Annotated in this window: 14 protein-coding genes; 3 read left to right on the forward strand and 11 right to left on the reverse strand. The window is 61.4% G+C overall.

Annotated features, from left to right (window positions below; all coding sequences use genetic code 11):
* Window positions 1-29: 29 nt before the first annotated feature.
* Entirely contained in the window at window positions 30-542 is a 513-nt protein-coding gene (locus tag CI807_RS04700) for a dihydrofolate reductase (RefSeq protein WP_095013894.1), read from the reverse strand.
* Between the two features lie 69 nt (window positions 543-611).
* On the opposite strand from CI807_RS04700, the gene CI807_RS04705 reads away from it, so the two are divergent.
* A complete protein-coding gene (locus CI807_RS04705) occupies window positions 612-1982 on the forward strand; it encodes a DUF2868 domain-containing protein (RefSeq protein WP_095013895.1) in 1371 nt (456 codons plus the stop codon).
* Window positions 1975-3342 carry a DUF3482 domain-containing protein gene (locus CI807_RS04710; protein ID WP_095013896.1) on the forward strand — a complete coding sequence of 456 codons (1368 nt, stop codon included), beginning with the start codon at window positions 1975-1977 and terminating at the stop codon, window positions 3340-3342. The genes CI807_RS04705 and CI807_RS04710 overlap by 8 nt, the downstream gene beginning before the upstream one ends.
* A 5-nt stretch (window positions 3343-3347) precedes the next feature.
* Here CI807_RS04710 and CI807_RS04715 read toward each other — a convergent pair whose 3' ends face one another.
* The 10 genes from CI807_RS04715 to CI807_RS04765 form a co-directional block, all read right to left on the reverse strand.
* Window positions 3348-3881, reverse strand: coding sequence for a hypothetical protein (locus CI807_RS04715; protein ID WP_095013897.1), 534 nt, complete (start codon window positions 3879-3881; stop codon window positions 3348-3350).
* Window positions 3882-4060: 179 nt separating this feature from the next.
* Window positions 4061-4636: a hypothetical protein gene (locus CI807_RS04720; protein ID WP_095013898.1), complete on the reverse strand. Its 576-nt coding sequence runs from the start codon at window positions 4634-4636 to the stop codon at window positions 4061-4063.
* Complete coding sequence (locus tag CI807_RS31675; protein ID WP_256578711.1) at window positions 4624-5760, reverse strand: hypothetical protein; 1137 nt, start codon at window positions 5758-5760, stop codon at window positions 4624-4626. Before CI807_RS31675 ends, CI807_RS04720 begins: the two co-directional genes overlap by 13 nt.
* 44 nt (window positions 5761-5804) lie before the next feature.
* Entirely contained in the window at window positions 5805-6404 is a 600-nt protein-coding gene (locus CI807_RS04735) for a phosphonate degradation HD-domain oxygenase (protein WP_095013899.1), read from the reverse strand.
* On the reverse strand, window positions 6404-7537 hold the full coding sequence (locus tag CI807_RS04740; RefSeq protein WP_095013900.1) for a TIGR03364 family FAD-dependent oxidoreductase: 1134 nt from the start codon (window positions 7535-7537) through the stop codon (window positions 6404-6406). The genes CI807_RS04735 and CI807_RS04740 overlap by 1 nt, the downstream gene beginning before the upstream one ends.
* 130 nt (window positions 7538-7667) lie before the next feature.
* Complete coding sequence (locus CI807_RS04745; RefSeq protein WP_095013901.1) at window positions 7668-8681, reverse strand: putative 2-aminoethylphosphonate ABC transporter substrate-binding protein; 1014 nt, start codon at window positions 8679-8681, stop codon at window positions 7668-7670.
* 22 nt (window positions 8682-8703) lie between these two features.
* Entirely contained in the window at window positions 8704-10410 is a 1707-nt protein-coding gene (locus CI807_RS04750; protein ID WP_095013902.1) for a putative 2-aminoethylphosphonate ABC transporter permease subunit, read from the reverse strand.
* A 1-nt stretch (window position 10411) separates the two neighbouring features.
* Window positions 10412-11476 (reverse strand): putative 2-aminoethylphosphonate ABC transporter ATP-binding protein, encoded by a 1065-nt coding sequence (locus tag CI807_RS04755; RefSeq protein ID WP_028618341.1) that lies wholly within the window; start codon window positions 11474-11476, stop codon window positions 10412-10414.
* A 104-nt stretch (window positions 11477-11580) separates the two neighbouring features.
* A complete protein-coding gene (locus CI807_RS04760) occupies window positions 11581-12444 on the reverse strand; it encodes a LysR family transcriptional regulator (protein WP_016979030.1) in 864 nt (287 codons plus the stop codon).
* Between the two features lie 15 nt (window positions 12445-12459).
* The gene (locus tag CI807_RS04765; RefSeq protein WP_095013903.1) at window positions 12460-14718 is read right to left on the reverse strand and encodes a heavy metal translocating P-type ATPase; all 2259 of its coding nucleotides are present in this window, start codon (window positions 14716-14718) and stop codon (window positions 12460-12462) included.
* Between the two features lie 85 nt (window positions 14719-14803).
* Between CI807_RS04765 and cadR the strand changes: the two genes are divergently transcribed.
* Window positions 14804-15244, forward strand: a complete 441-nt coding sequence (gene cadR / locus CI807_RS04770; RefSeq protein WP_095013904.1) for a Cd(II)/Pb(II)-responsive transcriptional regulator — start codon at window positions 14804-14806, stop codon at window positions 15242-15244.
* The last annotated feature ends 48 nt before the right edge of the window (window positions 15245-15292 follow it).

Genomic DNA, 15292 nt, shown 5'->3' on the forward strand with positions numbered 1-15292 from the left:
GTTCTTCGCGAGCAAGCTCGCTCCTACAGTCAGTTTCGCTCCCACACCTCAAAGTTGTACGCCGGCTTTTCGCCTTCCGCTGGATTCTTCAGGTTCGACACCAGCTTCCACTGGCCTGCATCAAACTCCGGAAACCATGCATCCCCTTCCGGACTCAACGCCACCCGCGTGAGGTACAGGCGATCCGCCTGCTCCAGCCCCTGCGCATACAACTGCGCACCGCCGATCAGCATCAGCTCGTCCGCACCTTGCGCCTTGGCCCATTCTTCTGCGCGCTCTACCGCCGCCTCCAGTGACGGAAAAACTTCCGCACCTTCCAGCGCCAGATCGGTCTGACGGCTAACCACGATGTTCAAGCGCCCCGGCAGCGGTCGGCCCAGGGAATCCCAGGTCTTGCGCCCCATGATGATCGGCTTGCCCAGGGTAGTGGCCTTGAAATATTTGAAATCCCCTGGCAAATGCCAGGGCATGCTGTTGTCGACGCCGATCACACGGTTTTCACCGAGGGCTGCGATCAGGCTTAAAGGGAGAGTTTTTTTCATGCCGACGAGAATACCAGAGCCCCGAGCCAGGGGTTATGCTCCAGGCTCACAAACACAACAGGACTACGCGTGACTCCACTGCACACACTCTGGCTGACAGAAACCGTGCGCCTGCGCGAAGAACACGCGGGCCCGCTGGAAGACCTGGAAGCCAACCGCCTGGCCCGCACGACCGGGGGCGACCTGTCGAGACGTATCCAGCAGCGCGCCTTGCACTTGGCCGAACGCGATGGGCTCACGAACGCCCTCACCCGCTGGCTGCAAGGTGCGCGTCTGGCGCTGGTGCTGCTGGCAATTGTCGCGGTGATCAGCGGCGCAGGGCTGGCGTTTGCTGCACTGGGCAACGGTCTAACACCGGTAAATGTGTTCTGGGCCTTGGGCAGCCTGCTTGGTTTGAACCTGATCCTGCTGATCAGTTGGGCGTTGGGCCTGCTGTTTGCCGGTGAACACAGTGCCAGCCTCGGGCGACTGTGGTTGTGGCTCAGCGAAAAGCTCGCCCGTGATGCCAAGGCTGCACAGTTGGCGCCAGCACTTTTACTGTTGCTGCAACGGCAAAAACTCAATCGCTGGGCCGTGGGCGTGCTGGTCAACAGCCTGTGGTTGCTGGCATTGCTCAGCGCCATGGTGATTCTCCTGACGCTACTCGCCACCCGCCGCTACGGCTTCGTGTGGGAAACCACCATTCTCGGTGCCGACACCTTCGTCGCCGTCACCCAGGCCCTCGGCACCTTGCCTGCTCTGTTGGGCTTCAATGTGCCGACCGTCGAGATGATCCGCGCCAGCGGCGACTCCGCCCTGAATATCGAAAGCGCCCGCCAAGCCTGGGCCGCTTGGCTGGTCGGCGTGCTGCTGGTCTATGGCCTGCTGCCCCGTCTGATCCTCGCGTTGCTGTGCCTGTGGCGCTGGAAACGCGGACGCGCCGCCCTGCGCCTGGACCTCAACCTGCCCGGCTACAGCCAATTACGCGAACGCCTGATGCCGAGCAGCGAGCGCCTTGGGGTCAACGATGTTGCACCCGAGCAGTTGCACCCCATCAGCGGCGGCGTCAGTGAACTGGAAAGCGACGGCGCCCTGCTGGTTGCCATTGAACTGGACGATCAACATCCCTGGCCGCCCAAACTGCCCGCCAGCGTGAAGAACGCCGGCATCCTCGACAGCCGCGAATCACGCCACAAACTGCTGGAGCAACTCTCGCGCTTCCCGCCCGCACGCCTGGCCATCGCCTGCGACCCACGCCGCTCGCCGGATCGCGGCAGCCTGGCGCTGATCGCCGAACTCGCGCGCAGCGCCACCGCCACCCGCGTCTGGTTGCTGCAAGCGCCGCCCGGCCAGGCGCTGGACGCCGAACGCCTGGGCGACTGGCACGCCGCGTTGCAGCAACTTGAGCTGCCGTTCGCCGACTGCGCACCGTTGGACTGGCTGGAGACGGGTCATGACTAAGCCTTTGAAACTCGCCGTGGTCGGCCACACCAATGTCGGTAAGACCTCGTTACTGCGAACGCTGACCCGGGACGTGGGCTTCGGCGAAGTCTCCCATCGCCCCAGCACCACGCGGCATGTCGAAGGCGCACGCTTGTCGGTGGATGGGGAGGCTTTACTGGAGTTGTACGACACACCCGGCCTGGAAGACGCCATCGCCCTGCTCGATTACCTGGAGCGCCTGGATCGCCCCGGCGAACGCCTCGACGGCCCGGCCCGCCTGGCGCGCTTCCTCGATGGCAGCGAAGCACGCCAGCGTTTCGAACAGGAAGCCAAGGTGCTGCGCCAACTGCTGGCCTCGGACGCCGGCCTGTATGTGATCGACGCCCGCGAGCCGGTGCTGGCCAAGTACCGCGACGAGCTACAGGTGCTGGCCAGTTGCGGCAAGCCGTTGCTGCCGGTGCTCAATTTCGTCAGCAGCAGCGACCATCGCGAGCCGGACTGGCGCGAAGCCCTGGCTCGGCTGGGCCTGCATGCGCTGGTGCGATTCGACAGCGTGGCGCCCCCGGAAGACGGTGAACGTCGGCTGTATGAAAGCCTCGCGCTGTTGCTGGAAAGCGCACGGCCACAGTTGCAGCGCTTGATTCTTGATCAGGAGGCCCAGCGCCAGGCCCGCCAGCAAAGTGCTGCTCGATTGATCGCAGAATTGCTGATCGACTGCGCCGCCTGTCGCCGCAGTGTGGTTACCGAAGATGAGCAACAAGCCATCAGCGACCTGCGCAAAGCCGTGCGCCAACGTGAACAGAAATGTGTGGAAGCCCTGCTCAAATTATTTGGCTTCCGCCCACAAGACGCTGCCGCCAGTGACTTGCCGCTGCTGGATGGGCGCTGGGGCGATGACCTGTTCAACCCGGAAACCCTCAAGCAACTCGGCGTGCGCGTCGGTGGAGGGATCGCCGCAGGCGCGGCAGCCGGTGCGGGTGTGGACCTGCTGGTCGGCGGCCTGACCTTGGGCGCCGCCGCCCTGGCCGGCGCGATTGCCGGTGGCGCGCTGCAGACCGCGCGCAGCTATGGCAGCCGGTTGCTGGGCAAAATCAAAGGCCAGCGAGAGCTGACCGTTGATGACAGCGTGCTGCGCCTGCTCGCCCTGCGTCAGCGCCAGCTGCTCAAGGCCCTGAACCTGCGCGGCCATGCGGCGATGCACAGCATCAAGGTTGACACCCCCCAGGATAAGACCTGGCGCGAAGGCAAGTTGCCGGACGCGCTGCACAAAGCCCGCGCCCACCCGCAATGGTCGTCCCTTAACCTTAACGCCAAACTGAGCCAGACCGAGCGCCAAGAGCAGGTCGAGGCGTTGGCCACACGACTGGACGAAGCGTGAGGCCGTTACTGCTCGTACCACGCCAAAGCCAAGAAGGCCTTGCATAGCGAGCGGATAACCTCTTTATCCGCCTTATCGGCGACTCCGTTGCGGTCGACATCACTGTTGGTGAACGACTCAAGCACGCCGTCGCTGTCACCGTCATAAGCGGCGGCCTTATACACCAGCGACGTTTTGCCTCCCGTCCCCATTCTCTCGTGGAAGTCCAACTTGACCGCATTCGGCCTTCCGGTTTTGCCAAAATGGTCGACGTAAAGGGTTAGCGTGCGCTGCAAATGGCTACCTGCGCTAACCCAGTTGAGCTTCAAAAAAGTACTGGCGAAGACCTCAAGCTGACGTTTATCCAGGTCCAACGCATTGGGATCTACAGGGCCCAGACGCAGGTCGTCGACCTTGCCGTCCACCGTCTTATCCACACCGATGACCTCATAGGTCATCTCATCCGGACAGCCCGTGTGATGCTGATAAAACTGCAGGATGACCGTATCGGCGGCCCCCTTGCATTCCTTGCCTTGGGCGGTGGCTTTCAAGTAGCGCATCAGTGTTGCTCCTTAAATTAAGAAGCAAACACCATAATGACGCGACCACGCTGCCTCCAGACGGCACATCTGCGTTTGCCGTAAGGTCAATCTACACAGCCAGTAGTCGTAAAGCGGGTTCAGCTCGATCGCCTCTTTCGCCCGTGACCCCATAGCCGAAACTGAGCCAGGTTCAGCGCTCAATGAGCCGGGATATCTATGACCCTGATCTCAAATAATTCGGGTTCGTGCCAATTGAACTTGAGGTAGAGATCGGCGAGTAGCTGGACCCATTGGTTGTCAACGGCGTCGATCACACCATCATGGTTGATATCGGCGTGAATGTTCCATTCAAGCTTTCCGTCGTTATCAAAGTCATACGTGGCGTTCCAGGCAACCAGTTTGTGTGGGTTACTCATCCCCGACCCCTCCTGCACGTGCAGGCGCACAGTGTCGGGCGTGCCGTCATTGTAAAAGTCTTCGGAAAAAATTTTCATGTAACGCTCTGAGGCAGTCCCGGCGTTAAACCAGTTGAGCTTCAAATAGACAGTGGCAAAGCGGTCCAGCAACATTTTATCAAGACGACTTTCCCGGCCATCGTTCGTCACATCCCCTCTGCTGTAGTCGACTTTTCCGTCAGCCGAGAAGTCGTAGGCCACAGCGCTATTGACCAGGCTGTCTTCACTACCAGGCGTGCTCTGGTGAAACTCGAGCAACACCGTGTCCGCCCGGCCAGTTCCTGTTCGGTCCTGTGCGAAAACCTTCAAATAGCGCATTGCACCTCCGCTGCATGCCATTCGAAGGCCAGGAAGGTCGCACACAGGGTTCGAATCAGCGCGGGATCGGCGCTGTCAGCGATACCATTGCAATCAACGCCAGACTTGGAAAGCAATTCCAGCACACCGTCGGAGTTGTCGTCATAGGCAGCGATCGCATAGACCAGTGACCCTTTGCTCTGAGCCGCCGTGCGTTCATGGAAGTCCAGTTTGATCGCATCCGGGCCCCCGGTTTTCCCAAAGCGATCAACGTACATCGTGAGCGTACGTTGCCAGTGGCTACGCTTGTTGAACCAGTTCAACTTCAAAAAGCTGTCAGCAAAGGTATCCACCCGATGTTTTTCCAACATTCGAGGCCGACTGTCGGGGTTCAGGTCTTCTGCCCATTGCAGATCCACCTTGCGATCTGCGCTCATGTCCACCGCGAAGATTTCATGGACCAATTCATCAGGGCATCCAGCCACCTGCTGATAGAAGTGCAGGATGACCGTATCAGCACGGCCATTTCCGCTCATGTCCTGGGCAGTCACTTTCAAGTAACGCGCGGGCCCACTTCGCTGTTGGGGCTCAATCACATCCGTGCTGGCTTCGTCATACCACTTGAAGGCCAGGAAGCTGTTGCACATCGACCGAATCAGCTCCTTGTCGGCAGTATTGGCAATGCCGTCGTTATTTACATCGGTGGGAGTAAATGACTCCAGCACGCCGTTACCATCACCGTCATAGCCTGCGGCCCGAAATGTAAGCGTGGGTTTTCGAACAGGACTGAGCCGGTCGAAAAAGCCCATCTCGACAGCATTGGGTACACCTTCAGGGGAGTACTGAGTAGCTACCAACACGAGTACGCGCTTTGAGTTTTCACCTGTGTTGAACCAGCGCAGCTTGAGAAACGTCTGCGCGAATGCCTTGAGCAACAATTTGTCGGCGACATTGCCCATACCAGCCGCGTTGGTATCTGCCACGAATTGAAAGTCTGTCACGCCATCGGCATTGATATCGACTGCAACGGCTTCATGTATCAGTTCATCAGGCTTGTTGGAACTACGCTCATAAAAATGCAGCAGGATCGTATCGGCCACACCGTTGCCGCTGCGGTCTTGAGCGATCGCCTTCAAATAACGCATGAGAATGCTCCTCTGGGAAGAAGCACTCACTTTAAGAACGTGGCTCAGCCAACTACAGGCGGCGAATCTGCGTTGGGCGTGCGGTGTGTCGACACGACCAGTAGCCGTTCGGCCTTCGCCTTGAGCATCTGCAAATCCAGCACAGGCACCTGCATTTGCTTGGCCTGTTCGTCCCAGTGGCGCATGCGCAGACTCACCGCCCAAAGAGGGTCCTGCTCGAACGCCTGGGCCTCCTCGGCACTCATCACCCCACCCTGATACGCCAAGGTGCGACGGCTGGCTTCGCTCAGGCGCGCGTAGTAGTCCGGCTGGCTGAAGGTCAGGTAGCGCTTGGCTTGCACGTGATATTCCACCAACTTGGCCATGCGTTCGCTGAACCCTGCGCGACGCAGATAATCCGCCCCCAACCGTTCATGGCTGACCACGCCATAACCGCCCATGTTTTCCTCGCCCTGGCCGCAGAGATGCCCGATGTCGTGGAAAAACGCCGCCAGCACCACTTCATCATCAAAGCCTTCGGCCATGGCGAGTTGCGCGGCCTGGGACATGTGCTCGATCTGCGACACCGGTTCGCCGATGTAATCCGCCGTGCCGTGCTGCTCATACAAGCCGAAGACGTCGGCGATGGTCTGTTCCGGGTTCATCACGCAGCTCCCCACAAGGTACTGATATTGCGCTCGGCCATCGCCGGCCCCACGCTCATGCCCACGCCCGTGTGCATCAACGCGGCGCTCACTCCCGGCGCCACGCGCAGGAATGAAAACGGCCCCGGCCCCCGCGAGCCGTACACACCCTGCCAACGCTCCACCACCTGGATTTTGCAGCCCAAGGTCTGCTCAGCCAGTTCGATCATCCAGTCATCCACCTGCTCGGCGTTGAAGGGCGACGCGTCGCTGCCGTAGTCATGAGAATCACCGATGATCAGTTCGCCATGGGGCGTCGGACTGATCAGCAGGTGAATGCCGTGTTCGTGCAGGTGCGGTGCATCGCGCAGGATTTGCGCCTGAACCGGCGCCGCTTCCGGCAGGTCGGCGAAAGCCCCGTAGTGCACGCAGCTCAAGCCGGTGAGCAACGCGTGTTGCAGGTTCAGGTTCACGGTGGGCCGGGCACGCAACATTTGCAGGCGGCAGATGCTCGGGTTGAGTTCGGCCATCGCTTCGGCCAGCAGGGTTTGATAGTCGTGGCCGGAGCACACGATGATCTGTTCGCCCCGGAAACTACCCGCCGTGCTGTGCAACTGGCCCGGCTCCACGTCGCGTACCAGTGTGGAGAAGTAGAACTCCACGTTCAGTTCTTGCGCCAGGTAGTTGATCAGCGCCGGGATCGCTTCACGGGAATACAGTTGCTGGTCGTCTTTGCCGTGCAGCGCAGCGCGGTGATGGCGGAACTGGCCGCCATACAGGTCCTTCATCGCCGCGCCTTGCAGCAGTTCGACGTTGTACCCGTGCTCTTGTGCACGCCCCTCACAGAAGGCTTCCAGCAAGTGTTCTTCCGCTTCGGTGCGGGCGAACAGGTACGCGCCGTTGCGCTTGAGTTGCAGCCCGGCGACCTTCGCCCAATGGCCCCAGATGTCACGGCTTTGCCGTGCCAGGTCCAGCATCGGCCCCGGCGGTTGGCCGGTGACCAGGGCCTGGCCGAAGTTGCGCACCGAGGCGCCCAGTGGCGTGGCGCTGCGTTCGAACACCTTGACCTTGAGCCCGCGTTTGGCGGCGGCGAAGGCGTGGGACAGGCCGAGGATGCCGGCGCCGATAATCAGTAGATCACTGTGCTTCGTCATGGATTTCGCAGCCCTCTGTAGGAGCGAGCTTGCTCGCGAAGAGCGTCAACGATGACGCAGCGCTTCTGGTTGCTCGCGTCGCCTATTCGTTCTTCGCGAGCAAGCTCGCTCCTACAGGTAGAGGTGAAAATTATTGTTTTTCCGACTTGCCGTCATAGCGCTTGCGCCATTCGGTCAGGATGCTGTCTCGGTTTTTCGAAGCCCAGGCGAAGTCGTTCTTGATCAGGCGCTGTTCATAGTCGGCCGGCAATTCGGTCTGCGGCTTGGCAATGCCAGGCTGGGCGAGGACGGCGAAGTTGTCCTTGTACAAGTCCATGGCAGCCGGGCTGGCGGAGAAATCCGCGAGCTTCTTCGCGGCGTCGGCGTTGTGGGTGCCCTTCATGACGGCAGTGGCTTCGATGTCCCAGCCCAGGCCTTCTTTCGGCAGGATGATGTCCAGCGGCGCGCCCTGACGCTTCAACTGCACAGCCGGGTATTCGAAGGAAATGCCGATCGGGAACTCACCCGAAGCCGCAAGCTTGCACGGCTTGGAGCCGGAGTGAACGTACTGGCCGATGTTCTGGTGCAGGTCGTCCATGTACTGCCAGCCTTGCTTCTCGCCGTAGGTCTGCAGCCAGGCGCTGACGTCCAGGAAACCGGTGCCGGACGAGGCCGGGTTGGGCATGACAATCTTGCCATTGTACTCAGGCTTGGTCAGGTCCTGCCAACTCACCGGCTTGGTCAGGCCCTGCTTTTCGGCTTCGACGGTGTTGAAGCAAATCGTTGCGGCCCACACGTCCATGCCGACCCAGGCCGGCGGGTTGGCGGCGTCGCGGTAGTTTTTGCCGATCTTGTCCAGGTCCTTCGGCGCGTAGTTGTCCAGCATGCCCTGCTGATCGAGGATCGCCAGGCTGGAAGCGGCCAGGCCCCAGACGGCGTCGGCTTGCGGGCGGTCTTTCTCGGCCAGCAGCTTGGCGGTGATGATGCCGGTGGAGTCGCGTACCCATTTGATTTCAATATCAGGGTTGGCCTGTTCAAAGGCCTTTTTGTAGGTCTTCAACTGCTCGGCTTCAAGGGCCGTGTACACGGTCAACTCGGTCTTGGCGAAGGCATTCAGGCTGAATGCAGTCAGTACGGCAGCGACCAGCGCCAGGGGCTTGAACATGGAGCACCTCCTTCAGGGATATTTATTGGCCGGGTGCGCTTTGGCGCCAGGCTTGGGAGCGGCGCAACGCGCCACGTGAGGCCCACGCCAGCAGCAGCGAAACGCCGGCCGAAGTGAACAGGATCAAGGTCGACATGGCCGCCGCGCCGCCCACATTGCCGGCGTCGTCCATGTTCAACACGGCGACGGCGGCGAGGATGGTGTCGGGGCTGTAGAGGAAGATCGCGGCTGACACGGTGGTCATCGCCGACACAAACAGGTAGCGCACGATGTCCAGCAACGCCGGCAGGCAGATCGGCACCGTCACTTTCAGGTAATGCCGGTACAGCGGCGCCTTGAGGGACAAGGCGGCGGCTTCGAACTCGGCGTCCAGTTGGCGCAGCGCCGTGGTGGCGGTCATCTGCGCGGTGGTCAGATAGTGAGCAATGGTGCACACCACCAGCAACGTCATGGTGCCGTAGAACACATGCAGCGGGTTGCCGTTGAGGTTGAAAAAGAACACGTAACCCAGGCCCAGCACCAAGCCCGGTACGGCCATCGGCACAAAGCTGAGCATGCGCAGGGCCAGGTTCAGCCCCTTCTGGCCCTTGGTCTTTTCCATCAGGTAGGCGCCGGTGAAGATCAACACGCTACCGATCAATGCGCTGCACAGCGCCATGGTCAGGCTGTTGCGATAGGCCAGCCAGCCGCCGCCAGCCGTGTCTTCGAACTGGTAGTGGTTGAGCGACAGCGACAGGTTGTACGGCCAGAACTTCACCAGCGACGAATACACCGCCATGCCGAACACCAGCAGTAACACGGCGCAGATCAGCAGCACGATGGCCAGGTAGCAGCCGTCCCTCATGCGCGATGGCGCCGGTTGGAACACTTGGGCACGGCCGCTCATGGAATCGCCATGACGGCGGCGCAGCCAGGCATCCACAGCAAAGCTGAACAGCGCCGGCAGCAGCAACACCATGCCGATCAGCGCGCCGCGACCGAACTGTTGCTGGCCGACCACCGCCTTGTAGGCTTCCAGCGCCAACACCTGATAATCGCCACCCACCACCACGGGCACGCCGAAGTCAGTGATGGTCAGGGTGAACACCAGACAGAACGCGGCGAACACGGCCTGGCGCGTGGCCGGCCAGGTAATGCTGCGAAACGCCCGCGCCGGGCTGGCGCCCATGCTGGAGGCCGCATCGAACAGGCGCGCATCCGCCAGGGACAGCGCCGACAGCAGAATCATCAAGGCGTGTGGGAAGGTGTAGATCACTTCCCCAAGAACGATGCCCCAGAAGCCGTAGATATTGTCCGAGAGCAACCCGCGCAGCATGCCCTGGTTGCCGAACAGGTAGACCAGCGCAATGCCCGGCAACATCGACGGCGCCATCAACGGCAGCAACGACATGCCGCGCCAGATCGCCTTGCCGGGGATCAACGTGCGTTGCAGGGCGTAGGCAAACAGGTAGGCCAGCGGTACGACAATGGCCGCCACGCTGAGGGAAACTTTCAGGCTATTGCCCAGCAGCCAGTGGAAGTTGGCGCTGGTGATCAGTTCCTGCGCAGCCACCAGACCACCGCCCTGCCCGGCTTCACTGCTGAACCCGCGCCAGAAGATCGCCAGCAGCGGCATCAAGACAGCCAGGCCCAGCAGCAACAGCCACAGCAGTTTGCCGCCGACGACGAAAATTTTGTCGCCGGTTTCGGCGCGGGACACCGGTCGTGGCAGCGTCATGACAGCGGCCATCTCAGGCAAACACCTGCAGGCTGCGCGGCGGCAACGCCACCCAGATGTCCTGGGCGCCCAGGCGCGGCATGGCTTCCGGGGCCAATTCAGCGAGCAGCGGATGACCGGGCAGTTGCTCCAACTCGAAACTCATGCGGCAACGGTTGCCGAGGAAAGTGATCTCGCGGACCTTGGCCGGAAACAGGTTTTCTTCATGCACCGGCGGGTTGACGCTGATCGCCTCAGGGCGGCAGAACAAGCGGCCGGACTTGGCCACACCGGCATCGTCGGCCAGGCGCATGTTCATCCCACCGACCTGGGCGTGACTGGCACTGTTGCGGCTGAACGGCAACCAGTTGCCCTGGCCGACAAACTCCGCCACAAACGGCGTGGCCGGGCGGTCGTAGATCTCCTGAGGCGTGGCGTATTGCTCGACCTTGCCGTTGTTCATCACGGCGATACGGTCGGCCATCAGCATGGCTTCGTCCTGGTTGTGGGTGACCATCAATGTGGTGATGCCCAGGCGCCGTTGCAGTTGGCGCAGTTCGGTGCACAGATGCTCACGGACGCGGGCGTCGAGGGCCGACATCGGCTCGTCCAGCAACAACAACGAAGGTGCAGGCGCCAAAGCTCGGGCCAAGGCGACGCGTTGTTGCTGCCCACCGGAGAGTTGGCCGGGGTATTTCTTTTCGCTGCCGACCAGGCCGACCAATTCCAGCATCTGCCCGACACGCTTGCGCACTTCCTCGCGACCGCTGCCGGTGAGGCCGTAGCCGATGTTCGCTTCGACGGTAAGGTTGGGAAAAAGCGCGTAGGACTGGAACAGAATGCCGTAGTCCCGCGCCTGGGGCGGCAGCAGGGAAACATCACGACTGCCCAGGTAAAGTTCGCCGCTGTCCTGGCGCTCCAGGCCAGCGATGCAGCGCAGCAAAGTGGTCTTGCCGCAACCGGACGGGCCCAGCAGGCACACCAGCTCGCCGGCGGCGACGTCCAGGGAGACGTTGTCCAGCGCGGTGAAGGCGCCGAAGCGTTTCTGGATACCGCGCACTTTCATCGGCGCGCCGGGTTGGGTCAGGGCTGTGTTCATGCAAGGCACCTCATCGAACTGATGAAGCCCATGCTAGGCAGGCAATGCGTCCCTCATGTGGCAGAAAGGCAAAAGGGAGTGATAGTGGTATTGGTGGATTTTGGTTAAAGCGGCGACATTTCCTGCGCCAACCCCAGAAACGCCGCCGGCAACCGCGCGCCTTTGCGTTCCTTGAGGCAGTAGAGATACTCCGGAATCTGCGGCGCATTCTCGAAGGTCAGCACCCGCAACTGTGGATCATGCGGCACTTCCTGCCGCGCAATGATGCTGATGCCAATGTTGCGCAGCACCGCCTCACGGATCGACTCACGGCTGCCAATTTCCAGCAACGGGCCGTAGCTCACGTTGGCGCTTTGCAAGAGTTCTTCAGTCAGGCGCCGCGTGGTTGAGCCCGCTTCACGCATCAGCAAGGTGTGCCCGGCCAAAGCGCTCAGCGGCACGTGATCCAGCTTGGCCAGGGGATGGTTGCGATGCACCGCCAGCACCAGCGGGTCGGTGCCCAGCACACGGCGGATCAGGCGCGGGTCCTCCAGCAGTTGCGAGGAAGCGGCGACGTCGACGCGGTAGTCATCCAAGGCTTCAAGCACTTGTTGGGAGTTGCCGATTTCCACCGACACTTCCACTTGCGGCAGACGCTCACGGAAGGCTTTGACCAGGTCGAGGATGTAGTAAGGCGCCGTGGCGGCAATCCTCAATGCGCCCTGGACCTGGCCATTGTTGCGTAGGAAAAATTCGATGTCCGCTTCCTGCTGCAACAGCGCCTTGACCATCGGCAGCAGGCGCGCACCCTCGTCGCTGACGGTGAGGCGGCGGCCGCCGCGGTAGAACAGCTCGACGCCGTACTGGCTTTCCAGGTTACGGATCTGGGTGGTGACCGTGGGTTGGCTCAGGCCGAGTTTTTTCGCCGCCTGGGTGATGCTGCCCAGGCGGGCGACCATGAAAAAAGCCTTCAGCTCGGCACTCAGCACACCACCCTCTCATCTCTACTTGCGCAACAGGCGCAGGCCATTGAACACCACCAGCAGGCTCACGCCCATGTCGGCGAACACCGCCATCCACATGGTGGCCATGCCCAGGAAGGTGACCGCCAGGAAGATCGCCTTGATCACCAACGCCAGGGCGATGTTCTGCTTGAGGATACTCGACGTTTGCCGCGACAGACGAATGAATGCCGGAATCTTGCGCAAATCATCGTCCATCAAGGCCACGTCGGCGGTTTCGATGGCGGTATCGGTACCCGCTGCGGCCATGGCAAAACCGATCTCGGCACGGGCCAACGCCGGGGCGTCGTTGATGCCGTCACCGACCATACCCACGCGATGGCCTTGGCCATAGAGGGTTTCGATGGCTTGCAGCTTGTCCGTCGGCAACAGGTCACCCTGGGCCTGGTCGATGCCCACCTGGGCGGCAATCGCCTGGGCGGTGTGGGTGTTGTCGCCGGTGAGCATCAGGGTCTTGATGCCCAATTCGTGCAGTTGTTGGATGGCTTCGCGGCTGCTGTCCTTGACCGTGTCGGCCACAGCGAACAGTGCTAGTGGGCCGGATTTGTCGAGCAACAGCACAACGGACTTGCCCTGTTTTTCCAGGGCGAAGAGTTTTTCTTCCAGCTCCGGCGAGCACAGGCCCAGGTCTTCCACCAGGCGGTGATTGCCCAGGTGGTAGGTTTGGCCGTTGATGTCACCACGCACGCCTCGACCGGCCAGGGCCTCGAAGTTATCCACAATATGGGTGGGCAGGTTTTTATCCACAGCCGCGTTGGCGATCGCCAGCGACACCGGGTGATCGGAACGCCCAGCCAGACTGGCGGCCAAGGCTGGCGCGCTATCTGCAACATTGGGGAACAACGCCAGGTAATCAGTTTGCACCGGCTTGCCGTGAGTGATCGTGCCGGTCTTGTCGAGGGCCAGATAGTCGAGTTTGTAACCACCCTCCAGATACACGCCGCCCTTGATCAAGATGCCTTTGCGCGCCGCCGCCGCCAGGCCACTGACGATGGTCACCGGGGTGGAAATCACCAGCGCACACGGGCACGCCACCACCAGCAGCACCAGCGCGCGATAGATCCAGTCAAACCAGGCGCCGGCCATGAACAGCGGCGGAATAATGGCCACGCCGAGGGCGAACAGGAACACCGCCGGGGTGTAGATCTTCGAGAAGCTGTCGACAAAGCGCTGGGTCGGCGCGCGGGCGCCTTGGGCCTGTTCCACCGCGTGAATGATGCGCGCCAGGGTGGAGTTGTCGGCCGCTGCAGTGACTTTGTATTCCAGGGAACCGGCCTGGTTGATGGTGCCGGCGAAGACTTTATCGCCCACGGTCTTTTCGATCGGCAGGCTTTCACCGGTGATCGGCGCCTGGTCGATGGTGGATTGGCCGGCGGTGACTTCACCGTCCAGGCCGATGCGCTCGCCGGGTTTTACCCGCACGATTGCCCCCAATTCTATGCTTTTGACTTCCTTTTCAACCCAGGAACCATCGTTCTGCTGCACCGTGGCTTGTTCCGGCGTCATCTGCATCAAGCCGCTGATGGCATTGCGCGCGCGGTCCAGGGACTTGGCTTCGATCAACTCGGCCACGGTGAACAGGAACATCACCATGGCGGCTTCCGGCCATTGCCCGATCAGGATCGCACCGGTGACGGCGATGCTCATCAGGGCATTGATGTTCAGGTTGAGGTTTTTCAGGGCAATCCAGCCCTTTTTGTACGTGGTGAGGCCGCCGCTGAGGATCGACACCAGCGCCACCAGCGCGATCACCCAGGTGGGCGCGACGCCGCTGAAGTGCAGCACTTCGGCCCCCAACGCACCGACGCCGGACAACGCCAGGGGCCACCAATGTTTCTTGGCCGGTGGCTCTGCGGCCGGGGTGCCCTCTTCGATCGGATCAGCCTGCATCCCCAGGGATTTGATCGCTTCGATGATCGGTGCAGTACTCGGCAAGTCGTGAGTGACGCCGAGGATACGGTTGATCAGGTTGAATTCCAGCTGCTGCACACCGGCCAGCTTGCCCAGCTTGTTCTGGATCAGCGTCTGCTCGGTGGGGCAGTCCATGGCTTCGATGCGAAAGGTGCTCAACCGCGAGCCGGCTGTGGGCGCCTCGCTCAGTTGCACCAACGCCGGGGCCGGAGTGCCGGAACAGCAGGAGCCGCCGTGGCCGTGGTCATGTACAGGCGTGAGTTTTTTCGGGGCATGATCGTGGTCGTGATCATGCTCGTGTTTGTGCGGGGTGTGAATGGAATCGCTCATTCTGTCGCGTCCGTAAAGGTGCCTGTTGCCAAGTAAAGACCCTGTAGCCACTATAGGGTCAAGCACCCATTTGGAGATTGCTGCGATGAAGATCGGCGAACTGGCCAAACTGACCGACTGCCCGGTGGAAACCATCCGTTACTACGAGAAGGAAGGCCTGCTGCCACCCCCGGCGCGCACTGACGCCAACTACCGCGTTTACACCCACGCGCACACCGAGCGACTGGTGTTTATCCGCAACTGTCGCAGCCTGGACATGACCCTCGAAGAAATCCGCAGCCTGCTGGGCTTGCGCGACAGCCCACAGGACCAGTGTGAAAACGTGAATGCGTTGATCGACGAGCATATCCACCATGTGAAAGCACGGATCGATGGGCTGTTGGCGTTGCAGGAGCAATTGCTGGACTTGCGCCAACGCTGCGGCGGCGGGCCCGAGTGCGGGATTCTGCAGCGGCTGGAAGTCAGCGGGAGTGTGGCAGCAAGCGAGGCTGAGCCCTCGCATGTAGGCAGAAGCCACGGCCACTGATCCTGGAAGGGACCGTCACTGTAGGAGCGAGCTTGCTCGCGAAGAACT

Origin of the sequence: Pseudomonas sp. NS1(2017), assembly GCF_002269425.1 — a bacterium.
Taxonomy (GTDB): Bacteria; Pseudomonadota; Gammaproteobacteria; order Pseudomonadales; family Pseudomonadaceae; genus Aquipseudomonas; species Aquipseudomonas reactans.